The 21,178-nt window shown below is 57.7% G+C and carries 24 protein-coding genes; 19 read left to right on the forward strand and 5 right to left on the reverse strand.

Annotated elements, in window-relative coordinates:
* The first annotated feature begins 79 nt into the window (after positions 1-79).
* From ytfR to LDK53_RS08950, 4 genes are all read left to right on the forward strand, one after another.
* On the forward strand, positions 80-1,582 hold the full coding sequence (gene ytfR / locus LDK53_RS08935) for a galactofuranose ABC transporter, ATP-binding protein YtfR (RefSeq protein WP_225285561.1): 1,503 nt from the start codon (positions 80-82) through the stop codon (positions 1,580-1,582).
* 10 nt (positions 1,583-1,592) lie between these two features.
* Positions 1,593-2,618, forward strand: coding sequence for a galactofuranose ABC transporter, ATP-binding protein YtfT (gene ytfT / locus LDK53_RS08940; protein ID WP_225285562.1), 1,026 nt, complete (start codon positions 1,593-1,595; stop codon positions 2,616-2,618).
* On the forward strand, positions 2,605-3,606 hold the full coding sequence (gene yjfF / locus LDK53_RS08945) for a galactofuranose ABC transporter, permease protein YjfF (RefSeq protein ID WP_021240694.1): 1,002 nt from the start codon (positions 2,605-2,607) through the stop codon (positions 3,604-3,606). Before ytfT ends, yjfF begins: the two co-directional genes overlap by 14 nt.
* Positions 3,607-3,699: 93 nt before the next feature.
* Entirely contained in the window at positions 3,700-5,271 is a 1,572-nt protein-coding gene (locus tag LDK53_RS08950; RefSeq protein WP_225285565.1) for a methyl-accepting chemotaxis protein, read from the forward strand.
* Here the strand turns inward: LDK53_RS08950 and LDK53_RS08955 are convergent.
* Together LDK53_RS08955 and fbp are read right to left on the reverse strand one after the other, a co-directional pair.
* A complete protein-coding gene (locus tag LDK53_RS08955; protein ID WP_059385672.1) occupies positions 5,243-5,599 on the reverse strand; it encodes a helix-turn-helix domain-containing protein in 357 nt (118 codons plus the stop codon). The two genes, LDK53_RS08950 and LDK53_RS08955, sit on opposite strands and share 29 nt — an antisense overlap.
* 150 nt (positions 5,600-5,749) lie before the next feature.
* Positions 5,750-6,748 (reverse strand): class 1 fructose-bisphosphatase, encoded by a 999-nt coding sequence (gene fbp / locus LDK53_RS08960; protein ID WP_025759072.1) that lies wholly within the window; start codon positions 6,746-6,748, stop codon positions 5,750-5,752.
* 197 nt (positions 6,749-6,945) lie between these two features.
* Between fbp and mpl the strand changes: the two genes are divergently transcribed.
* The gene (gene mpl / locus LDK53_RS08965; RefSeq protein WP_045284444.1) at positions 6,946-8,325 is read left to right on the forward strand and encodes a UDP-N-acetylmuramate:L-alanyl-gamma-D-glutamyl-meso-diaminopimelate ligase; all 1,380 of its coding nucleotides are present in this window, start codon (positions 6,946-6,948) and stop codon (positions 8,323-8,325) included.
* A gap of 101 nt (positions 8,326-8,426) precedes the next feature.
* Here the strand turns inward: mpl and yjgA are convergent, their stop codons facing one another.
* Positions 8,427-8,978: a ribosome biogenesis factor YjgA gene (yjgA, locus tag LDK53_RS08970; protein WP_008501414.1), complete on the reverse strand. Its 552-nt coding sequence runs from the start codon at positions 8,976-8,978 to the stop codon at positions 8,427-8,429.
* Positions 8,979-9,073: 95 nt separating this feature from the next.
* Between yjgA and pmbA the strand changes: the two genes are divergently transcribed.
* Entirely contained in the window at positions 9,074-10,426 is a 1,353-nt protein-coding gene (gene pmbA / locus LDK53_RS08975; RefSeq protein ID WP_225285567.1) for a metalloprotease PmbA, read from the forward strand.
* A 38-nt stretch (positions 10,427-10,464) separates the two neighbouring features.
* Positions 10,465-10,851 carry a cytochrome b562 gene (gene cybC, locus LDK53_RS08980; protein WP_025759075.1) on the forward strand — a complete coding sequence of 129 codons (387 nt, stop codon included), beginning with the start codon at positions 10,465-10,467 and terminating at the stop codon, positions 10,849-10,851.
* A 70-nt stretch (positions 10,852-10,921) separates the two neighbouring features.
* On the opposite strand, the gene LDK53_RS08985 is transcribed toward cybC, so the two are convergent.
* Entirely contained in the window at positions 10,922-11,077 is a 156-nt protein-coding gene (locus LDK53_RS08985; protein ID WP_017383916.1) for a Hok/Gef family protein, read from the reverse strand.
* Between the two features lie 418 nt (positions 11,078-11,495).
* On the opposite strand from LDK53_RS08985, the gene LDK53_RS08990 reads away from it, so the two are divergent.
* The 12 genes from LDK53_RS08990 to LDK53_RS09045 all read left to right on the forward strand — a co-directional run bounded on the left by LDK53_RS08990 (position 11,496) and on the right by LDK53_RS09045 (position 20,658).
* A complete protein-coding gene (locus LDK53_RS08990) occupies positions 11,496-11,834 on the forward strand; it encodes a glycine dehydrogenase (protein WP_095441974.1) in 339 nt (112 codons plus the stop codon).
* A 10-nt stretch (positions 11,835-11,844) separates the two neighbouring features.
* Complete coding sequence (locus LDK53_RS08995) at positions 11,845-12,207, forward strand: SFCGS family glycine-rich protein (RefSeq protein ID WP_006810339.1); 363 nt, start codon at positions 11,845-11,847, stop codon at positions 12,205-12,207.
* A 2-nt stretch (positions 12,208-12,209) separates the two neighbouring features.
* Positions 12,210-12,509: a DUF4312 family protein gene (locus LDK53_RS09000; RefSeq protein WP_006810338.1), complete on the forward strand. Its 300-nt coding sequence runs from the start codon at positions 12,210-12,212 to the stop codon at positions 12,507-12,509.
* A gap of 22 nt (positions 12,510-12,531) precedes the next feature.
* Positions 12,532-13,308 carry a DUF4311 domain-containing protein gene (locus LDK53_RS09005; protein WP_025759080.1) on the forward strand — a complete coding sequence of 259 codons (777 nt, stop codon included), beginning with the start codon at positions 12,532-12,534 and terminating at the stop codon, positions 13,306-13,308.
* A 12-nt stretch (positions 13,309-13,320) separates the two neighbouring features.
* Positions 13,321-13,962: a DUF4310 family protein gene (locus LDK53_RS09010; RefSeq protein ID WP_008501407.1), complete on the forward strand. Its 642-nt coding sequence runs from the start codon at positions 13,321-13,323 to the stop codon at positions 13,960-13,962.
* A gap of 42 nt (positions 13,963-14,004) precedes the next feature.
* Positions 14,005-15,138, forward strand: coding sequence for an amidohydrolase/deacetylase family metallohydrolase (locus tag LDK53_RS09015; RefSeq protein ID WP_225285568.1), 1,134 nt, complete (start codon positions 14,005-14,007; stop codon positions 15,136-15,138).
* Positions 15,122-16,240 (forward strand): DgaE family pyridoxal phosphate-dependent ammonia lyase, encoded by a 1,119-nt coding sequence (locus LDK53_RS09020; RefSeq protein WP_095450375.1) that lies wholly within the window; start codon positions 15,122-15,124, stop codon positions 16,238-16,240. Before LDK53_RS09015 ends, LDK53_RS09020 begins: the two co-directional genes overlap by 17 nt.
* The gene (dagF, locus tag LDK53_RS09025; RefSeq protein WP_059385677.1) at positions 16,237-16,977 is read left to right on the forward strand and encodes a 2-dehydro-3-deoxy-phosphogluconate aldolase; all 741 of its coding nucleotides are present in this window, start codon (positions 16,237-16,239) and stop codon (positions 16,975-16,977) included. The genes LDK53_RS09020 and dagF overlap by 4 nt, the downstream gene beginning before the upstream one ends.
* 20 nt (positions 16,978-16,997) lie before the next feature.
* Complete coding sequence (locus LDK53_RS09030; RefSeq protein ID WP_225285569.1) at positions 16,998-18,134, forward strand: lactonase family protein; 1,137 nt, start codon at positions 16,998-17,000, stop codon at positions 18,132-18,134.
* A 19-nt stretch (positions 18,135-18,153) separates the two neighbouring features.
* The gene (locus LDK53_RS09035) at positions 18,154-20,064 is read left to right on the forward strand and encodes a BglG family transcription antiterminator (RefSeq protein WP_045284450.1); all 1,911 of its coding nucleotides are present in this window, start codon (positions 18,154-18,156) and stop codon (positions 20,062-20,064) included.
* 77 nt (positions 20,065-20,141) lie between these two features.
* Positions 20,142-20,384: a type II toxin-antitoxin system RelB/DinJ family antitoxin gene (locus LDK53_RS09040; protein ID WP_025759087.1), complete on the forward strand. Its 243-nt coding sequence runs from the start codon at positions 20,142-20,144 to the stop codon at positions 20,382-20,384.
* On the forward strand, positions 20,374-20,658 hold the full coding sequence (locus tag LDK53_RS09045) for a type II toxin-antitoxin system RelE family toxin (protein WP_025759089.1): 285 nt from the start codon (positions 20,374-20,376) through the stop codon (positions 20,656-20,658). The genes LDK53_RS09040 and LDK53_RS09045 overlap by 11 nt, the downstream gene beginning before the upstream one ends.
* A 3-nt stretch (positions 20,659-20,661) precedes the next feature.
* Here the strand turns inward: LDK53_RS09045 and nrdG are convergent, their stop codons facing one another.
* Entirely contained in the window at positions 20,662-21,126 is a 465-nt protein-coding gene (gene nrdG / locus LDK53_RS09050; protein WP_225285580.1) for an anaerobic ribonucleoside-triphosphate reductase-activating protein, read from the reverse strand.
* Positions 21,127-21,178 lie beyond the last annotated feature (52 nt).

Below are 21,178 nucleotides of genomic sequence, written 5' to 3' on the forward strand. Positions count from 1 at the left end.
ACGCTTACCCGGCCTACGATACGCTCTTTTGTAGGCCGGGTAAGCGTAGCGCCATCCGGCTTGATGCAGGGGGAAAACCATGACCACTGAACAATACCAGGCAATCCTCCGCACAGAGGGCTTGAGTAAATTTTTTCCCGGCGTAAAAGCGCTGGATAATGTTGATTTCAGCCTGCGGCGCGGTGAAATCATGGCGCTGCTGGGGGAGAACGGGGCGGGAAAATCAACGCTGATTAAAGCCCTGACCGGTGTTTACCATGCCGATCGCGGCACCATCTGGCTGGAAGGTCACGCCATTTCACCGAAAAACACCGCTCATGCCCAACAGCTGGGGATCGGGACGGTGTACCAGGAGGTGAACCTGCTGCCGAATATGTCGGTGGCGGATAACCTGTTTATTGGCCGGGAGCCACGACGCTTTGGCCTGCTGCGCCGCAAAGAGATGGAGGCGCGTGCCACGAAGCTGATGGAATCATACGGCTTCTCCCTCGACGTTCGCGAGCCGCTGAACCGCTTTTCCGTGGCGATGCAGCAGATTGTCGCCATCTGTCGCGCCATCGATCTCTCCGCAAAAGTGCTGATCCTTGATGAACCCACCGCCAGCCTTGACACCCAGGAAGTGGAGATGCTCTTTACCCTGATGCGCCAGCTGCGCGATCAGGGGGTCAGCCTGATCTTCGTCACCCACTTCCTCGATCAGGTGTACGAGGTGAGCGATCGCATTACGGTGCTGCGTAACGGCAGCTTTGTCGGCTGCCGTGAAACCCGCGAGCTGCCGCAGATCGAACTGGTCAAAATGATGCTGGGGCGTGAACTTGAAACCAACGCCCTTCAGCGTGCAGGCCGCACGCTGCTGAGCGAAAAACCGGTCGCCGCGTTCAGCGATTATGGCAAAAAAGGGGTGATCTCGCCGTTTAACCTGGAAGTCCGCCCGGGCGAAATTGTCGGCCTGGCGGGCCTGCTGGGCTCCGGACGCACCGAAACCGCCGAAGTGATCTTCGGGATCAAACCTGCGGACAGCGGCACTGCGCTGATCAAGGGTAAACCGCAAACCCTGCGATCGCCGCATCAGGCCTCCTGTCTTGGCGTCGGTTTCTGCCCAGAAGACCGGAAAACGGATGGCATCATTGCCGCGGCCTCGGTGCGCGAAAATATCATTCTGGCCCTGCAGGCGCAGCGCGGCTGGCTGAGGCCAATCCCCCGCAAAGAGCAGAACGCGATTGCGGAGCGCTTTATCCGCCAGCTCGGCATCCGCACCCCGAGCGCGGAACAGCCCATTGAGTTTCTCTCCGGCGGCAACCAGCAAAAAGTACTGCTGTCACGCTGGCTGCTGACCAAACCGCAGTTCCTGATCCTCGATGAACCGACCCGCGGCATTGACGTGGGGGCGCACGCCGAAATTATCCGCCTTATCGAAACGCTGTGTGCGGACGGCCTGGCGCTGCTGGTCATTTCGTCTGAGCTGGAAGAGCTGGTGGGCTATGCCGATCGCGTCATTATCATGCGCGATCGCAAACAGGTGGCAGAGATCCCGCTGGATAAGCTGTCCGTTCCGGCGATCATGAATGCCATTGCGGCATAAGGAGTGAATCGTGATGTCCCGTTCGCTTTCGCAAACTGGCGCAACAAAGCGCCGCTTCAACTGGCCAACCGGCACGCCACAAATCGCGGCGCTGCTGGTGGTACTGCTGGTTGATAGCCTTGTCGCACCGCATTTCTTCCAGATTATTGTTCAGGATGGTCGCCTGTTTGGCAGCCCGATAGACATCCTGAACCGGGCTGCGCCCGTGGCGCTGCTGGCCATCGGGATGACGCTGGTCATTGCCACCGGCGGGATCGATCTCTCCGTCGGCGCGGTGAGGGCCATCGCCGGGGCCACGGCAGCCTCGATGACCGTGGCCGGGCACAGCCTGCCGGTCGTCCTGTTGGCGGCATTAGGCACTGGCGTGCTGGCAGGATTATGGAACGGCATTCTGGTGGCGGTGCTGAAGATTCAGCCCTTTGTCGCCACGCTCATTTTGATGGTCGCCGGGCGCGGTGTGGCACAGCTCATTACTTCCGGACAAATTGTCACCTTCAACTCGCCGAACCTGGCGTGGCTCGGCAGCGGCAAGCTGCTGTTCTTCCCCACGCCGGTGATCATTGCTCTGGTCACGCTGGTGGTGTTCTGGCTCTTCACCCGCAAAACGGCGCTGGGGATGTTCATTGAAGCCGTCGGGATCAATATTCGCGCGGCACGCAACGCCGGGGTCAATACGCGTCTGATGGTGATGCTGACCTACGTGCTTAGCGGTGTGTGCGCCGCCATCGCCGGGGTTATCGTCGCGGCAGATATTCGCGGGGCCGATGCCAACAACGCCGGACTCTGGCTGGAACTGGATGCGATCCTGGCAGTGGTGATCGGCGGCGGGTCGCTGATGGGCGGGCGCTTTAACCTGCTGCTCTCGGTGATTGGCGCGCTGATCATTCAGGGGATGAACACCGGCATCCTGCTCTCCGGTTTCCAGCCGGAACTCAACCAGGTGGTAAAAGCGGTGGTCGTGCTCTGCGTGCTGATCGTCCAGTCACCGCGCTTTGTCAGCATCATTAAGGGGATCCGTGGCCATGATAAAACGTAATTTACCGTTAATGATCACCCTGGGCGTGTTTGTGCTGGGGTATCTCTACTGCCTGACCCAGTTCCCGGGGTTTGCCTCGACGCGTGTGATTTGCAACATCCTGACTGATAACGCCTTTTTAGGGATTATCGCCGTCGGCATGACGTTTGTGATCCTCTCCGGTGGGATCGATCTCTCCGTCGGCTCGGTGATCGCCTTCACCGGCGTGTTCCTCGCGAAGGCGATTGGTTTCTGGGGGATCTCTCCTCTGGTGGCCTTCCCGCTGGTGCTGGTGATGGGCTGCGCGTTTGGTGCCTTTATGGGACTGTTGATCGACGCGTTAAAGATCCCGGCCTTTATCATTACCCTCGCAGGCATGTTCTTCCTGCGCGGGGTGAGCTATCTGGTGTCGGAAGAGTCAATTCCGATTAACCATCCGGTGTACGACACGCTCTCCAGCCTGGCGTGGAAAATCCCCGGCGGCGGTCGTCTGAGCGCGATGGGGCTTCTGATGCTGGGCGTGGTGGTCATTGGCATCTTCCTTGCCCACCGTACCCGGTTTGGCAACCAGGTTTACGCCATTGGCGGCAACGCCACCTCGGCAAACCTGATGGGGATCTCCACCCGCAGCACCACCATTCGCATCTATATGCTCTCGACCGGGCTGGCGACGCTGGCAGGCATTGTCTTCTCGGTTTATACCCAGGCGGGCTACGCGCTGGCAGGGGTAGGCGTCGAACTGGATGCCATTGCCTCGGTGGTCATCGGCGGCACGCTGCTCAGCGGTGGAGTGGGAACGGTCCTGGGAACGCTGTTCGGCGTGGCCATCCAGGGGCTGATTCAGACCTATATCAACTTTGACGGTACGCTCAGCTCCTGGTGGACGAAGATCGCCATCGGCATATTGCTGTTTATCTTTATTGCCCTGCAGCGCGGTCTGACGGTGCTCTGGGAGAACCGCCAAAGCTCACCTGTTACCCGCGTAAACACGTCGGTAACAGAGCGATAACATGCTGAATTTGCTTAAAGTCTAAACATTTTCCGGTAGCGGCCGATACTCTTTTTTTATGCCCAGAAATATCTCGCTACCGGAAATAATATCATGCTTAAAACGCTATCGATTCGTACCGGCTTGCTCTCTTTACTGGCCGTTATGACCCTTCTGCTGCTGATTGTCAGCGGCATTGGCATTTATGCCCTCACACAGAGTTCTTCTTCACTGCAGCGTATCAACCACCTTCAGGGTGAGCAGATGGTGCAGCTTAATTCTGGCTATACGCTGATCCTGCGTGCGCGCAATGAAGCGGGCCAGGCCGTCCGGATGATGGAAATCGGTATGCTGGACGATGCCTCCAGAGCGGTAAAAAATATCAATCAGGAAGTCGCCCTGGCCCAGAAAACGCTGAAAGGCGTGATCGACGGCGGCGTGGCTGACGAGCAGGGGCAACAGCTTCTCAATAACGTGGAGACCACGCTGGCGGCGTATAACCAGCAGGGGATCAACCCGATGCTGAAAGCCCTGAATGACCAGAGCGCTGACAATTACTACGATCTGCTGGAAAACGCCCTGATCCCGGTGGCGAAGCAATTTGATAACGCTATGCAGGCGTTTCAGAAATGGAGTGAAGCGCGAGGCCAGGCAGAAGTCAGTGCCGTGCAGGAGAGTAAAACCCGCGTACTGATCCTGATTATCGTCGCAGCGCTGCTGACGGCAGGCATTATCGTGCTGGCCTGGCTGGTGTTGCGCCATATGCTGCTCAAGCCGCTCTCGGCGTCAATCGCTCAGCTGGAGAACGTGGCGGCGGGTGATTTAACCCATACGCTAAATGCGCCCGCGAGCCAGGAATTTAACCGTCTCAATGCCGCCATAGAGGAGATGCGTCAGTCGCTGATGAACTCGGTGCTGCGGGTACGTGATGCCAGCGCGCAAATTGACACCGGCAGCCGCGAACTGACGGCGGGGAACCGGGATCTTGCCGAGCGCACTGAATCCACCGCCACGTCGCTGGAACAGACGGCCGCCAGTATGGAAGAGATCACCGCCACGGTGAAACTCAACGCCGATAACGCCGAGCAGGCGCACCAGCTGGCGAAATCGGTGTCTGATACTGCGGATCATGGCAGCGAAATGGTCTGCTATGTGATTGAGAAAATGCGGGATATCTCCGGCAGCTCGGCGCGTATCGCCGACATTCTGAGCGTGATTGACGGCATTGCCTTCCAGACCAATATTCTGGCGCTTAACGCCTCCGTGGAAGCGGCGCGCGCGGGCGAGCAGGGGCGCGGGTTTGCCGTCGTCGCGGGCGAAGTGCGAAACCTTGCAAGCCGTAGCGCCGACGCGGCGAAAGAGATCCGCTCACTTATCAGTGATTCGCAGACCCATGTTAACGAGGGCAGCGAGCTGGCTCAGCAGGCAGGTGAAACAATGGATGAGATCGCAACCGAAGTGCTGCGCATGACGAAACTGATGCGCGAAATTGCCACCGCGTCCCAGGAGCAGAGCCGCGGGATTGAGCAGGTGAATATTGCGGTGAATCAGATGGACGAAACCGCGCAGCAGAATGCGGCGCTGGTGCAGCAATCCTCCGCCGCGACCCGCTCCCTTGAGGAGCAGTCGCGTCAGCTGATGGACGCCATGTCCTCATTCAAAGTGACGACTCAGAACGCGGCATAATATTGCCCAGCCCCGGTACGTTTTGTGTCGGGGTTTTATTTCTTGCAGAATTGACTGCTGCGATATTATCGTGAATATCGCCCATTAATATTTCCAGTGAACTGGTTAGGGCTAATGCTTTTTCCGTCGGCTCGAGATATAAACCTTTGCGGAAAAATAGCGGCTCATCAAACAGTTGATTAAAACGTTTCAGGGCCAGACTCACCGCTGGGCGGGACATGTCGAGACGCACCGCCGCCTTTGCCATGCTGCCGCAGCGGACGATCTCAATAAAAACAGGGATAAGATTTAAATCAATACCGGTATTAGCACGAGAATAATTTTTCATTGCGATTCTGCTCCACGAAATATCTGTCAAACTGTTATGGAAATAATGCAGGAGCAGTGCTCAGGATTAAAGCGTGTTTTTTATAAACACTTATACGGTAAAATATATAAATGAGCAGGGGAGCCAGACGGGCTCCCCTGAAGAAAGGTATTACGCGTCCGGATACTCACGGATAAAACGTTCAACGTCTTCAACCATGTGGTTGTTGCCGACGAAGAATGAACGACGCTGGTGCAGGCTTTCCGGCACGATATCCAGAATACGCTCTTTACCGTCGCTCGCCTTGCCGCCCGCCTGTTCGGCCAGGAACGCCATCGGGTTGCATTCATACAGCAGACGCAGTTTCCCGTCCGGGTGGCTTGCGGTGCTTGGATAGAGGTAGATACCGCCTTTCAGCAGGTTACGGTGGAAGTCCGCAACCAGAGAGCCAATATAGCGGGACGTGTACGGGCGCTGCGTCGCTTTATCTTCTTCCTGGCAGAATTTGATGTACTTCTTCACACCGTTCGGGAACTTGATGTAGTTTCCTTCGTTGATGGAGTAGGTACTGCCCTTTTCCGGGAAGCGCATACGTTCCTGACACAGGCAGAAGACGCCCAGGGAAGGATCGTACGTAAAGGCGTGAACCCCGCACCCGGTGGTATACACCAGCATGGTGGAGGAGCCATACACGACGTAACCGGCAGCAACCTGCTTATTGCCCGGCTGCAGGAAATCTTCTTCGGTCACCGGCGTGCCAACAGGCGTGACGCGGCGGTAGATGGAGAAAATGGTACCGACAGAAACGTTAACGTCGATGTTGGAGGAGCCGTCGAGCGGATCCATCAGAACAACGTATTTCGCGTGTTCACACCCTTCGAAAACAACAATTTCATCTTCTTCTTCGGAGGCGATACCCGCAACGATGTCGCGCGCGCGCAGTGCAGCTTTCAGTTTTTCATTTGCGAACAGATCGAGTTTCTGCTGAACCTCGCCCTGAACGTTCTCGGCACCGCTGGCACCCAGGATATCGACCAGACCGGCCTTGTTGATATCACGGTGGATGATCTTAGCGCCCAGCTTTATTGCCGACAGCAAAGCAGTGAGTTCACCGGTAGCATGAGAGAACTCGTGCTGCTTTTCGACAATAAATTCACCTAACGTTTTCATAACACTTTCCCTGCATCTTTGTGAGTAAAGCGATTGTATGTTCACTAAAACGACTAAAGCCCAACAATCTTAACAAAGATTCAAATAGTAGCGCAGAGGTGAATCGCGCCAGCAGGATACGGATTTTCCTGAAATGCGTTTCACAGCCGCTAACATGTGAGTAAAATGTGCGCCACATTGAAGAAGGATAGTGACGTATGCGCATTCATATATTGGGGATTTGTGGCACTTTCATGGGCGGACTGGCAATGCTGGCGCGCTCGCTGGGCCATGAAGTGACAGGTTCGGACGCCAATGTGTATCCGCCAATGAGCACGCTTCTGGAGAAACAGGGCATCGCGTTGATTCAGGGCTACGATGCCAGCCAGCTGGATCCCGAGCCGGACCTGGTCATCATTGGCAACGCCATGACCCGCGGCAATCCGTGCGTTGAGGCGGTACTGGAACGCAATATTCCGTTCATGTCCGGCCCGCAGTGGCTGCATGATTTCGTGCTGCGTGACCGCTGGGTGGTTGCCGTTGCCGGGACCCACGGTAAAACGACTACCGCCGGGATGGCGACCTGGATCCTTGAAGCCTGTGGCTATAAACCGGGCTTCGTGATTGGCGGCGTACCGGGTAATTTCGACGTCTCTGCGCGCCTGGGTGACAGCCCGTTCTTTGTTATCGAAGCCGACGAGTATGACTGCGCCTTCTTCGACAAACGTTCCAAATTCGTCCATTACTGCCCGCGGACGCTGATCCTCAATAATCTTGAGTTCGACCATGCGGATATCTTTGACGATCTGAAAGCCATTCAGAAGCAGTTCCATCATCTGGTGCGCATCGTGCCGGGCCAGGGCCGTATCATCCTGCCGGAAAACGACATCAACCTGAAACAGACCCTGGCAATGGGCTGCTGGAGCGAGCAGGAGCTGGTGGGCGAGCAGGGCCACTGGCAGGCGAAGAAACTCAACGCGGATGCCTCGGAGTGGGAAGTGCTGCTCGACGGTGAAAAAGTGGGTGAGGTGAAGTGGGGCCTGGTGGGTGAACACAACATGCACAACGGCCTGATGGCGATCGCGGCCGCACGCCATGTGGGCGTTCAGCCTGCGGATGCGGCGAACGCACTGGGCTCGTTTATCAATGCCCGTCGCCGTCTGGAGCTGCGCGGTGAAGCCCACGGCGTCACGGTGTATGACGATTTCGCACACCATCCAACGGCGATTCTGGCGACGCTTGCGGCCCTGCGCGGCAAAGTCGGCGGTACCGCGCGCATTCTGGCGGTGCTGGAACCGCGTTCGAACACCATGAAGATGGGGATCTGCAAAGACGATCTCGCGCCCTCTTTAGGGCGTGCCGATGAGGTCTTCCTGCTGCAGCCGCAGCATATTCCGTGGCAGGTGGCGGAAGTGGCCGATGCCTGCATCCAGCCGGCGCACTGGAGCGCGGATGTGGATACGCTGGCGGAGATGGTGGTGAAAGCGGCCCAGCCGGGCGACCATATTCTGGTGATGAGTAACGGCGGTTTTGGTGGGATCCATCAGAAGCTGCTGGACGGTCTGGCGAAAAAAGCGGAAGTGGCCGCCGACGTGTAAAAAAAAGCCCGGTGGCGCTTGCGCTTACCGGGCCTGGATTTTGCAGGACCTTGTGGGCCGGATAAGGCGTTTACGCCGCCATCCGGCGCAAAACGCACGGATTACTCTTCGTTCTCAGACAGCTCGCGCAGATACTGGAAAATCAGGCGCGCAGACTTCGGCGGCTTATTCCCTTCTTTCTCTTTCTTCGCGTTACGGATCAGGGAGCGCAACTGCTGGCGGTCGGCATCCGGCCACAGGTTCAGGACTTCCGGTACGGCGTCATCACCCTGTTCAATCAGACGATCGCGGATCTGCTCCAGCTTATGGAACAGCGCAACCTGCTGGTTATGGCGGTTTTTCAGCTTGTCCAGCGCCTGGCGGATCGGATCAACGTCGCGCTGACGCAGCATTTTACCGATAAGCTGAAGCTGGCGACGACGGCCTTCTTTTTTGATTTTCTGTGCCAGTTCAATGGCATCACGCAGATCCTGGTCGAGCGGGATCTTGTCCAGCGCGTTTTTACCCAGTTCCACCATTTCTGCGCCAAGCTGTTTTAACTCTTCGGCGTCGCGTTTAATTTCACTTTTACTGACCCAGATGATCTCATCATCTTCGTCTTCGATGTCATCACCGGGAACGTCGTCGAGCCAGTCTTCGGGCTGCTTAGTCATGTCAGGCTCCTTAAAAAAAGAGGCTAATGTTACCAGTTAAGACGCGCACTGAAAAACGGTTCTCTGTTAGACTTCAGTTAACTCTCTCTTACAGTATGGCATTTGCGATGAAAGTAACCTCACAAGTTGAAGCGCAGCGTAAGATTCTGGAAGAAGCCGTCTCCACCGCGCTGACGCTCGCTTCAGGTAAATCAGATGGCGCCGAAGTGGCGGTCAGCAAAACCACCGGTATTAGCGTGAGTACCCGCTATGGCGAAGTGGAAAATGTAGAATTCAACAGCGATGGCGCGCTGGGGATCACGGTGTATCACCAGAATCGCAAAGGCAGTGCCTCCTCGACCGACCTCAGCCCGGATGCCATTGCCCGTACGGTGCAGGCGGCGCTGGATATCGCCCGTTATACCTCGCCAGACCCTTACGCTGGCGTGGCGGATAAAGAGCTGCTGGCCTTTGATGCCCCGGATCTCGACCTTTTCCACCCGGCGGACGTCACCCCGGACGAAGCCATTGAACTGGCTGCCCGCGCTGAGCAGGCTTCCCTGCAGGCCGATAAACGTATTACCAATACCGAAGGCGGCAGCTTCAACAGCCATTACGGCATCAAAGTGTTCGGCAACAGCCACGGCATGCTGCAGGGCTACTGCTCCACCCGTCATTCGCTCTCCAGCTGCGTGATCGCCGAAGAGAACGGCGACATGGAGCGCGACTACGCCTACACCATTGGCCGCGCGCTGGGGGATTTACAGTCTCCGGAGTGGGTCGGTAAAGAGTGCGCCGAACGCACGCTGTCGCGCCTGTCACCGCGTAAACTCTCCACCATGAAGGCCCCGGTCATTTTTGCCAATGAAGTGGCGACCGGACTGTTTGGCCATCTGGTGGGCGCTATCGCCGGGGGGTCCGTGTACCGTAAATCGACCTTCCTGCTCGACTCGCTGGGCAAGCAGATTCTGCCGGACTGGCTGACCATCGAAGAGCATCCGCACCTGCTGAAAGGCCTCGCCTCCACACCGTTCGACAGCGAAGGCGTGCGTACCGAACGTCGTGATATCGTCAAAGACGGCGTGCTGACCCAGTGGTTGCTGACCAACTACTCCGCGCGCAAGCTGGGGCTGAAAAGCACCGGGCACGCAGGCGGCATCCATAACTGGCGCATCGCCGGACAGGGTCTGAGCTTTGAGCAGATGCTGAAAGAGATGGGCACCGGGCTGATCGTCACAGAGCTGATGGGCCAGGGCGTGAGCGGCATCACCGGGGATTACTCTCGTGGTGCGGCGGGCTTCTGGGTGGAAAACGGCGAAATCCAGTATCCGGTGAGCGAAATTACCATTGCCGGCAACCTGAAGGACATGTGGCGCAACATCGTTACGGTCGGTAACGATATTGAAACACGCAGCAATATACAGTGTGGTTCTGTATTACTCCCGGAAATGAAAATCGCCGGACAATAGAGATAGCGTTTTGTTAATAATAAAAAAGGAAGTGAGCAATGCGTAAACATCTGTTAGCGATCGTCGCGGCTTCAACGCTGGTTCTTGGCTCTTCTGCGTTTGCTGCCGATCTTGAAGACGACATGGGCATCCTCGGGCAAAACCTGAAGGTGGTGCAGAAAACGGACAATGCGGCGGAAATGAAAGACGCGCTGACCAAAATGCGTGAAGCGGCGCTGGATGCCCAGAAAGCAACACCGCCTAAGCTTGAAAACAAAGCGGCAGACAGTGCCGAGATGAAAGACTACCGTCACGGCTTTGACGTGCTGGTAGGGCAAATCGACGGTGCGCTGAAGCTCGCCAACGAAGGCAAAGTGAAAGAAGCCCAGGCCGCGGCCGAGCAGTTTGTGACGACGCGCAACACGTATCATAAAAAGTACCGTTAATTGGGTGCCTGAGCTGTACGTCCTTCCTCCGTATGCGGAGGCGCACTGCGCGCCTCCACATCTTTGCTCCCTACTTGCCGGAGCGACAATCCATCCGCGCGGTCACTTCAAGCGAGCCGTTTCGAAAACGGATCTCGCACAGTGTTTTCCTCGTCACCAGCGTTAAGATGATTATCGTCAAAGAAATAATCATCAAAACCCCGATACTTGGGTTTCTGCGTTTCATGGATGCCTCCTTGCTGTAAAGCGGGCGAGGTAGCAAACATCACGTGGCTAGACGTGTCGTTTACAGCCCCGTCCTGATTTAAATTCAGGTAGGGGCTTTCCACTTTCCGTCCCTTGCCTGAGACGGTCAGTCTCAAGCACCCGTCGCCACTCTAGCGAATCCCCATAAGAAAACCTTATCCACATCACATTTCTACGAGCCGACTCGTAATCTTTTCCACTTCGCTGACCTGTTTCTTGCCGCGTAATAGCGTGATATTCATCACGTAAATACAGTGGTTTATCCAGATTCAGCGAATTTATGTGGCACAGATCACTGCTGCGGCCCGCCTTTCCACTTCGAAGTGGAAAACAACTCGCTACAAACCCTTTCCCCCCGCCGTTAGTTTACTTACAGAGCCATTAACGGGGTAAGACCAGTGAGTAACGGAGCGGTAATGAACGACATTGGGGAACAGGCAGTGCAAACAGAGCAGCTTGCGAACACGATGCTGCAGCAGGTTTATGCCCTGCTGGCCCGGCACAACATCATCCCCAATGCGGTACAGGAGCAGATGCTCACCTCCCACGTTCGTGCGATGGCGCACCGGTCCGTGACCGGCGAGCCGCTGCCGGAGGTTGAAGCGGAGCTGTTCGACGAAATTTCACCGGATTCAATGCGGCTGGCACGTGAAGTGGTGGCGCAGTTTGGCAACCTTCCTGATGAAGAGGCCTGGCTGCTCTCCGTTCACTTTGAAGTCGCGAAAGACAACCTTTAAGGAGCAACACATGGAACAGATTACAGTCGTGATTGGCGATCGCCTGGGTAAAGGTCAGAAAGTGGCCGCTGGTGTGGAAAAAGCGGGTGGACGCGCGGTGGTTGTGCCGGGCATGGCCGCGGATATGAAGCTGGGCGACGTGATGAAAGCGGAAAACGCCACCTTCGGTATCTCCTTCTGCGGCAGCGGCGGCGCGGGCGCCATCACCGCCCAGACCAAATATGGCTACAAAGCCAAATACGGTATGCGTTCCGTGGATGAAGGCGTGACTGCCATCAACGAAGGCTGCAACGTGCTGGGTTTTGGCTTTATGGATAAAGAAGAGCTGGGCGAGCGTCTGGTGCAGGCGTGGCAGAAAAAATACGGCGCATAAGCATGAAAGAACAGTTCACAACCACGGTGAGAGTGAAGGGCAAAGGCGACGCCAAAGCGCGCGCCTTTGCCGACGCGCTCAACCACGTTCAGGCCGCGGTGATGAAAGCCTCACCGCATATCTTACTGCGTATTGAGCCACAGGATGTGCAGGTCGTTCAGGCGCAAGAAGCGGTGCGAAAAGAAGCCTTTCTGTTCTTCTTTCTGCGCCGGGAAAGACGCACCTACAGCGTGGAGCTGGATGTGACCGTCAACGTGACCGCCATCAATCTTGACCAGGTGGATTTCGTCACGCAACGCTGATTATTCATAAAAGGGCAGACTGATGTTCTTAATTATATTAATAAAATCGCTCATCATCGGCGGCCTGGTAGGCGTCGGTGTCGGGGCCGGGGCTGCACGCATGTTTCATGCGCCTACCACACAGGGGATGGGCGCGTTTCGTACGTTGGGGGAGCTGAACTCCTGCGAAGGGGATCCGGCGTCTCACTTCTCCTTTGGGTTAGGTTTCTTCTTTAACGCCTGGGCCTCTTCCGTGGCTGCAGGGGCTTTCACACAGGACGTTGACCACCGCATCATCCCGAACTGGGGTGCGGCTGCACTGATGATCAAAAACCGTAACGTCGGCGAAACGCTGCACGACCCGCGCAAAATGGCGATTGCCTGCGGCGTGATCGGCATGGTCGTCGTGACCTTCCTGAACCTGACCGCCTCCTCGGTCCCTGCCGCACTGCAGGTCACCGCCGTGAAGGTGCTGGTACCAGCGGCGAACCTGCTGGTCAACACCGTGATGCCGGTGATTTTCTGGCTGGCGGCCATCGACGCAGGTAAAAAATCGGGCTTCTGGGCCACCATCTTCGGCGGCGCAGCGCAGCTGATTATGGGCAACGCCGTACCGGGCCTGGTACTGGGGATCCTGATCGGTAAAGGCGTGGAAGAGAGCGGCTGGAACCACGTCACCAAAGTGATGATGGCGGCGATCGTCCTGCTCTTCGTGCTGAGCGGCTTCTTCCGCGGCTTCGACATGAAGATGATCGAATCCTTCCATCTGACCGTGCCGAACTGGCTCGACATGATCCACAACTCGCTCAGCGGTAAATAACAGGAGCCTGCAATGGAACAGAATAAAGGTTTTTGGTATGCCGACTGGTCGTTCCCGATCTTCGTTGGCCTGCTCTCCTCCGGCGTGTTCGCCGGGACGCACATGTACTACCTCTATGGCATCGGCGCGTTTAACGAAGTGGCCTTCGTGGCGATGCTGAAAGCCGGGATTGATACCGGCGTCTACGGCGCGGTGGCGGCGTTTGGCGCGAGCTTCCTGTTCGCCCGTATTATCGAAGGGTCGCTGGTCGGTATTCTCGACATCGGCGGCGCCATCCAGACCGGCGTGGGGCTGGGGGTTCCGGCACTGCTGCTGGGGGCGGGCATCATGTTCCCGGTGACCAACTTTATTGCCGCGCTGATCACCGGCCTGGTGATTGGTCTGGCGATTGGCTACGTCATCATCCTGGCGCGTAAGTTCACCATCAACCAGAGCAACTCCACCTATGGCGCAGACGTCATGATGGGCGCAGGTAACGCCTCCGGCCGCTTCCTGGGGCCGTTGATTATCCTCAGCGCCATGACTGCCTCCATCCCGATTGGCGTGGGCTCCCTGCTGGGCGCGCTGCTGTTCTACATCTGGCAGAAGCCCATTACCGGTGGCGCCATTCTGGGTGCAATGATTTTAGGCTGGCTGTTCCCGGTCGCCCTTTAATACCTGCGGGCGCGCTGGCGCCCGCCTTATCAGGAGAACCCCATGTTTGATTTACTCCTGCGCCGCGCGCGCCTTGCCGACGATACCCTGACCGATATCGCCATTCAGGACGGTTCGATCGCGGCGCTGGGCGAGATTGATGCTCCCGCGCATAAGACGGTTGAGCTGAACGGTGACGTGTTCGTCAGCGCAGGCTGGATCGACTCGCACGTTCACTGCTACCCGAACTCCCCGATTTACCACGACGAACCGGACAGCGTCGGGATTGCCACCGGCGTCACCAGCGTGGTGGATGCGGGCAGTACCGGGGCAGACGACGTGGACGATTTCTATGAAATTACCCGCAAAGCCACCACCGAGGTGTTCGCGCTGTTGAACATCTCCCGCGTAGGGCTGATTGCCCAGAACGAGCTGGCCAATATGGCCAATGTTGACGCCGACGCGGTGAAACAGGCGGTAAAACGCCACCCTGATTTTATCGTCGGCCTGAAAGCGCGCATGAGCAGCAGCGTGGTCGGTGACAACGGCATTACGCCGCTTGCGCGTGCGAAAGCCATCCAGAAAGAGAACGGCGACCTGCCGCTGATGGTGCACATCGGCAATAACCCGCCAAACCTCGACGAAATCGCCGAATTGCTGAGCTCGGGCGACATCATCACCCACTGCTATAACGGCAAACCAAACCGCATTCTGACGCCTTCCGGCGAGCTGCGTGCGTCCATTACGTCTGCGCTGAAGCGCGGCGTACGGCTGGACGTTGGCCACGGTACGGCGAGCTTCAGCTTTGAGGTGGCAAAACGTGCCATCGCGATGGGCATTCTGCCCCACACCATCAGCTCGGATATCTACTGCCGCAACCGCATCAATGGCCCGGTCGGGTCGCTGGCGAGCGTGATGTCTAAATTCCTCGCCATCGGCATGTCATTGCCGCAGGTGATTGACTGCGTGACCGCGAACGCGGCTGATGGCCTGCGACTGGCGCGCAAAGGGCGCATTCAACCCGGCCTTGACGCCGACCTGACGCTGTTCACCGTTAAACGTCAGCCGACGGTGCTGACGGATGCCGAAAACGACAGCCTGCAGGCTGAACACATTCTGGTGCCGCTTGCCGCGATCCGCGCGGGCAAGGGCTACATGACCGAACAAGGGAGCACGGAACATGCCTTCGATTTATGAGAAATACAACTTAAAGCAGGTCATCAACACCTCCGGCCGCATGACGGCGCTGGGCGTCTCCACGCCGCGCCCGGAAGTGGTTCAGGCGGCGATGGACGGCATGAATCACTATTTCGAGATGAAGGATCTGGTTAACAAAACCGGGGAATACATCGCGAAGCTGCTGGACGTTGAAGGGGCGACGGTGGTCTCCTGCGCCTCGGCGGGCATTGCCCAGTCGGTGGCGGCGGTGCTGGTGAAAGACAGCGACTGGCTGCTGGAAAACCTGCACGTGACGCCCGTTGAAAACAACGAGATCGTCCTGCCGAAAGGGCACAACGTTAACTTCGGCGCGCCGGTGGGCACCATGGTGGCGCTGGGCGGCGGCAGGGTGGTGGAAGCGGGCTATGCCAACGAATGTTCCGCCGATCAGCTGGCGGCGGCAATCACCCCACGCACCGCGGCGATCCTGTACATCAAATCGCACCACTGCGTGCAGAAAAGCATGCTCAGCGTCGAGCAGGCGGCGGTGGTGGCGCGTAAACACGATCTTCCGCTGATCGTCGACGCGGCAGCGGAAGAAGATCTGCATACCTACTACCGATCCGGGGCCGATCTGGTGATCTACAGCGGCGCGAAGGCGATTGAAGGGCCTACCAGCGGGCTGGTGATCGGCAAGACCCGCTACGTCGAGTGGGTGAAGCGCCAGACGGCGGGCATTGGCCGCGCGATGAAGGTCGGCAAAGAGGGGATCCTCGGCCTGACCTGCGCCATCGAACACTACCTGACGGCGACCAAAGAGAGCGGTGCGGAAATGGTGGCGAAGATGACGCCGTTTATCGACGCACTCAATACCCTGAACGGCGTCACGGCGCGCGTGGTCTGGGACAGCGCGGGTCGCGATATCGCGCGCACCGAGATTAAGTTCGACGAAGCCATTACCGGCATCGGCACCGGCGAGCTGGTGAATGCCCTGAAGCAGGGCGAATACGCCATTTACTTCCGTGGCTACAAGGCCAACGAAGGGATCATCGAAGCGGACGTGCGCAGCGTGAATGCTGACCAGTTGAACATTGTGTACCGTCGCATTAGTGAAGTGTTAGGACAGGAGAATAAGGCATGAAACTGACCCCCAATTTTTACCGTGACCGCGTCTGTCTGAACGTGCTGGCAGGTTCGAAGGCTAACGCCAGCGCCATTTACGAGGCGGCGGAAGGTCATGTGCTGGTGGGCGTGCTCTCCAAAAATTATCCGGACGTAGCCAGCGCGGTCGCTGATATGCGTGAGTACGCGGCGCTGATTGACAACGCGCTCTCGGTAGGACTTGGCGCAGGCGACCCGAACCAGTCGGCGATGGTGAGCGAAATCGCCCGCCAGGTGCAACCGCAGCACGTCAATCAGGTCTTTACCGGCGTCGCCACCAGCCGCGCACTGCTGGGGCAGAACGACTCCGTGGTTAACGGTCTGGTCTCACCGACCGGCACCGTCGGCATGGTGAAAATCTCCACCGGCCCGCTGAGCAGCGCGGCACCGGACGGCATTGTGCCGGTGGAAACGGCGATTGCCCTGCTGAAAGATTTTGGCGGCAGCTCAATCAAATACTTCCCGATGGGCGGGCTCAAGTGCCGTGACGAATATCAGGCTGTAGCAGTAGCCTGCGCCCGACACGACTTCTGGCTGGAGCCGACCGGGGGAATCGATCTGGAGAACTTTGAGGAGATCCTGCAGATCGCCCTGGACGCAGGCGTGAGCAAAATCATCCCGCATATCTACAGCTCGATTATCGACAAAGCCAGCGGCGATACGCGTCCGGAAGATGTGCGTACGTTGCTTGAAATGACGAAGAAACTCGTTAAGTAATACCTTCAACAGGAGCCACCATGCATACCCGTAACCTGCTTGTCGCTTCACTCTCTTTACTTGCCAGCGCCGCTGTCGCCCAGACGCAGTACGCCTGGGTGGGTACCTATAACCCTAACGGGGAAGGGCTGTACCGCTTTACCATCGACCCGCAAACCGGCGCGCTCGGCAATAAAACGCTGGTGAGCAAACTGCCGAACGCCGCGCAGCTGACCGTCTCGCCCGACGGCAAAACGCTCTATCTGGCAAGCGAAGTGGAGCAGGGCGTGGTGCAGGCGCTGCGCATCGGCGATAAGGGTGAGCTGAGCGAGCTCAATCAGGTGGCGTCCGGCGGGGCCGGGCCGGTTTATCTTTCGCTGACGCCAAATGGCCAGCATCTGCTGGTGGCCAACTACGTCAGCGGGTCGATTGCCGTTCTGCCGGTTAAGGCAGACGGCAGCCTGGGGGAGGCCACGGACATCCATCAGGATCAGGGCGAACCGGGCGCGGCAAAACCGGAAGCGGCCGCTGAAGGCAGTTTTGCCATCAGCGATCACAACGGACCTCATGCGCACATGATCGCCGCCGATCCCAGCGGGAAATACGTGTTTTCCACCGATCTGGGGTTAGATCGCATCTACCAGTACCGCCTGGACGAGCGAACCGGCAAGCTGACGCCAAACGATCCGCCGTTTATTCGCGCCTCCTCAAAAGGGGCCGGACCGCGCCATTTCGTCTTCACGCCGAAGGGGGACGCCCTGTGGCTGATTAATGAAGAGGCGTCGACGCTCACCCACTATGCCGTGCAGGCCAACGGTACGTTGAAAGAGGGCAAAACGGTGTCTGCTCTGCCGGAAGGGTACAAAGGCACCAGTTTTGCGGCGGGGCTGGCGTTAAGCGCCGATGGTAAACAGCTGTATGTGGCTAACCGTTTGCATAACAGCATCGGGCACTTTACCGTAACAGCGGAGGGCACGCTGACGCATCAGGATGATGTCTGGACGCGAGGCGATTACCCGCGCACCCTGACGCTCGATAAACAGGGCCGCTGGCTGTACGTTATGAACCAGCGCAGCGACAACATTACCCGTTTCCGCGTCGGTCAGGACGGCAGGCTAAGCGTTGAGCCAGATTATACCCCGGTCGGCAGCCCATCCCAGATGGTTATTTCACCTTAAGCCGTAAGAGGACAACGACGTGCGATTCCCGAACCAACGTTTAGCGCAACTTTTCGATCTGTTGCAAAACGAGACGCTGCCACAGGACGAGCTGGCGCAGCGGCTGTCGGTCTCCACGCGAACCGTCCGTGCGGATATCACCGCCCTCAACGCGCTGCTGGCAGGCCACGGCGCGCAGTTCATTCTGAGCCGGGGCAACGGCTACCAGCTCAAAATTGAGGATGCCGAGCGCTATCAGCAGCTGCAGGCCTCCCACCCGCGTGCGCTGCGCATTCCGCGGACCGGGCCGGAGCGCGTGCATTATCTGGTGGTGCGTTTTCTGACCTCGGCCTTTTCCCTCAAGCTTGAGGATCTGGCGGACGAGTGGTTCGTCAGCCGCGCCACGCTGCAGAGCGACATGGCCGAGGTGCGCGAGTGGTTCCACCGCTATAACCTGACGCTGGAAACCCGTCCTCGCCACGGGATGAAGCTGTTTGGCAGCGAGATGGCGATCCGCGCGTGCCTGACCGATCTGCTCTGGGAGCTGGCCCAGCAGGACAGCCTGAATCCACTGGTGACGGAGGTTGCGCTGAATGCGGGCGTGGCGGAGCAGATGGTACCGGTGCTGCACGACGCACTGACGCATCATCACATCCGCCTGACCGACGAAGGCGAGCTGTTCCTGCGCCTGTACTGCGCGGTGTCGGTGCGCCGCATCAGCGAAGGTTACCCGCTGCCGGAATTCCATGCCGAAGACGTGGAAGAGAACGTGCGAGAGGCGGCGAAAGATATCGCCGTGACCCTCCAGCAGCTGGCGGGCAAAGCGCTTTCACCTTCGGAGGAGAGCTGGCTGTGTGTCCACATCGCCGCGCGGCAGATCCAGGAGATTGCGCCCAGCGCCATTAATGCCGACGACGACGAAGCGCTGGTTAACTATATCCTGCGCTACATTAACACCCACTATAACTACAACCTGCTCAGCGACGAACAGCTGCATGCGGATCTGCTCACGCACATCAAAACCATGATCACCCGCGTGCGGTACCAAATCATGATCCCGAATCCGCTGCTGGATAACATCAAGCAGCACTACCCGATGGCGTGGGATATGACCCTGGCGGCGGTGTCGAGCTGGGGCAAATATACGCCGTATGTGATCAGCGAAAACGAGATTGGCTTCCTGGTGCTGCACATCGGCGTCGGGCTGGAGCGCCACTACAACATCGGCTACCAGCGCCAGCCGCGCGTGCTGCTGGTGTGTGACGCCGGTAATGCCATGGTGCGCATGATTGAGGCGGTGCTGCAGCGCAAATACCCGCAAATTGAGATGACGCGCACCCTCACCCTGCGCGAGTACGAGCTGACCGAATCCATCAGCGAAGATTTTGTTATTTCCACCGTCCGCGTCAGCGAAAAGTCGAAACCGGTGGTGATGATTGCCCCGTTCCCGACGGATTACCAGCTGGAGCAGATCGGCAAGCTGGTGCTGGTGGACCGCACCCGCCCGTGGATGCTGGATAAATACTTTGACGCAGCCCATTTCCGCATTATTAACACGCCTGTTGACCAGCAGACCCTGTTCCGGGAGCTGTGCGAACAGCTTGAAGAAGAGGGCTTTGTGGGGGAAGCCTTTCTGGAGTCGGTCGTTGAGCGTGAGGCCATCGTCAGCACCATGCTCGGGGATGGCATCGCGCTGCCGCACTCCCTCGGCCTGCTGGCGCAGAAAACGGTGGTCTATACCGTCCTCGCCCCGCAGGGCATCCCGTGGGGTGACGAAACCGCGCACGTCATCTTCCTGCTCGCCATCAGCAAAAGCGAGTACGAAGAGGCGATGGCGATTTACGATATCTTCGTCACCTTCCTGCGCGAACGGGCGATGTCGCGGCTCTGTGGCTGCAGGGATTTTGCCGGGTTTAAGGCGGTGGCGATGGAGAGTTTGAGTCGGTTTTGAGAGGCGTTATCCAGAATTCGATGTAATGCGAATGTAATGCTAAAATGCATTACATATTCCGTTCTACTGGAGGCATAATGGCCACGCTTAACGTCCGTCTGGATGACAAACTCAAAAACGAGGCTTACGCCGTGCTGGAAAAACTCAACATCACCCCAACGGAAGCCGTGCGGTTACTGTTTCAATACGTTGCTGAAACGGGGCGCATGCCCGTGAAAACGGTCACGATTAGCGACAGTGAAGATGCGCTGATACAGACGGTCCGGGAGCGACTGGCTAATCCGCAAAAGGGCGTTAAGGTTAGTCTGGATGACTTATGAACTGGTATTTGACCCGAGGGCGTTAAAGGAGTGGCATAAGCTGGGTGATACGGTGAAAGCGCAGTTTAAGAAAAAACTTGCCGAGGTGCTGGCGAAACCCAGGAACGAATCAGCTCGTTTACACGGCCTGCCTGATTGTTACAAAATAAAACTTAAAGCGTCCGGCTATCGCCTGGTCTATCAGGTTCAGGACGAAGTAGTGAAAGTCGTTGTTATTGCCATTGGGAAAAGAGAACATTCGGCCGTTTATCATGACGCAAACAAACGGCTTTAGCGTTTACCGCAGATAATGCACGACCTGGTTACTGCTGCCTCGCCAGATAAGCGACGGGTCTTTTAAATCCTGCATAAACTTGCCGTCGACCAGCACGTTAATCAGGTCCACGACCTCCCTCTGAGCCGCATTCAGTTCATCCAGCTTATAGCCCGTCCAGACCCAGATGTCTTTTCCCGCGCACTCGCGGCGGATGCGTTTTACCAGCTTCAGAATCTCCGGCACGTTTTGCGGATGCAGCGGATCGCCGCCGGAGAGCGAAATCCCCTGGCGTTTGATGCGCGTGTCGTTCAGGTCGTTGATGATCCTGTCTGCCATCTCAGCGGTAAACGGCATGCCGGAATTGAGGCGCCAGGTGCTTTTGTTATAGCAGCCGGGGCACTCGTGCACGCAGCCGGAAACGAACAGGGTGCAGCGGGTTCCGGGGCCGTTAACGATGTCGACGGGGTAGTACTGGTGATAGTTCATTGCGAATAACCACGCCGGGTGGCGCTGCGCTTACCCGGCCTACAAAAGAGTG

The organism is Enterobacter sp. K16B (assembly GCF_020216105.1).
Taxonomy (GTDB): Bacteria; Pseudomonadota; Gammaproteobacteria; order Enterobacterales; family Enterobacteriaceae; genus Enterobacter; species Enterobacter sichuanensis.

Coding starts and splice junctions, on each gene's coding strand:
- nrdG (WP_225285580.1), bottom strand. CDS start 21,126: ATGAACTATCACCAGTACTACCCCGTCGACATCGTTAACGGCCCCGGA.
- LDK53_RS09045 (WP_025759089.1), top strand. CDS start 20,374: ATGACTTATGAACTGGTATTTGACCCGAGGGCGTTAAAGGAGTGGCAT.
- LDK53_RS09005 (WP_025759080.1), top strand. CDS start 12,532: ATGTTCTTAATTATATTAATAAAATCGCTCATCATCGGCGGCCTGGTA.
- mpl (WP_045284444.1), top strand. CDS start 6,946: ATGCGCATTCATATATTGGGGATTTGTGGCACTTTCATGGGCGGACTG.
- pmbA (WP_225285567.1), top strand. CDS start 9,074: ATGGCATTTGCGATGAAAGTAACCTCACAAGTTGAAGCGCAGCGTAAG.
- cybC (WP_025759075.1), top strand. CDS start 10,465: ATGCGTAAACATCTGTTAGCGATCGTCGCGGCTTCAACGCTGGTTCTT.
- LDK53_RS09030 (WP_225285569.1), top strand. CDS start 16,998: ATGCATACCCGTAACCTGCTTGTCGCTTCACTCTCTTTACTTGCCAGC.
- LDK53_RS09040 (WP_025759087.1), top strand. CDS start 20,142: ATGGCCACGCTTAACGTCCGTCTGGATGACAAACTCAAAAACGAGGCT.
- ytfR (WP_225285561.1), top strand. CDS start 80: ATGACCACTGAACAATACCAGGCAATCCTCCGCACAGAGGGCTTGAGT.
- LDK53_RS09000 (WP_006810338.1), top strand. CDS start 12,210: ATGAAAGAACAGTTCACAACCACGGTGAGAGTGAAGGGCAAAGGCGAC.
- LDK53_RS08955 (WP_059385672.1), bottom strand. CDS start 5,599: ATGAAAAATTATTCTCGTGCTAATACCGGTATTGATTTAAATCTTATC.
- yjgA (WP_008501414.1), bottom strand. CDS start 8,978: ATGACTAAGCAGCCCGAAGACTGGCTCGACGACGTTCCCGGTGATGAC.
- LDK53_RS08950 (WP_225285565.1), top strand. CDS start 3,700: ATGCTTAAAACGCTATCGATTCGTACCGGCTTGCTCTCTTTACTGGCC.
- LDK53_RS08995 (WP_006810339.1), top strand. CDS start 11,845: ATGGAACAGATTACAGTCGTGATTGGCGATCGCCTGGGTAAAGGTCAG.
- dagF (WP_059385677.1), top strand. CDS start 16,237: ATGAAACTGACCCCCAATTTTTACCGTGACCGCGTCTGTCTGAACGTG.
- yjfF (WP_021240694.1), top strand. CDS start 2,605: ATGATAAAACGTAATTTACCGTTAATGATCACCCTGGGCGTGTTTGTG.
- LDK53_RS08985 (WP_017383916.1), bottom strand. CDS start 11,077: ATGAAACGCAGAAACCCAAGTATCGGGGTTTTGATGATTATTTCTTTG.
- fbp (WP_025759072.1), bottom strand. CDS start 6,748: ATGAAAACGTTAGGTGAATTTATTGTCGAAAAGCAGCACGAGTTCTCT.
- LDK53_RS09015 (WP_225285568.1), top strand. CDS start 14,005: ATGTTTGATTTACTCCTGCGCCGCGCGCGCCTTGCCGACGATACCCTG.
- LDK53_RS09010 (WP_008501407.1), top strand. CDS start 13,321: ATGGAACAGAATAAAGGTTTTTGGTATGCCGACTGGTCGTTCCCGATC.
- LDK53_RS09020 (WP_095450375.1), top strand. CDS start 15,122: ATGCCTTCGATTTATGAGAAATACAACTTAAAGCAGGTCATCAACACC.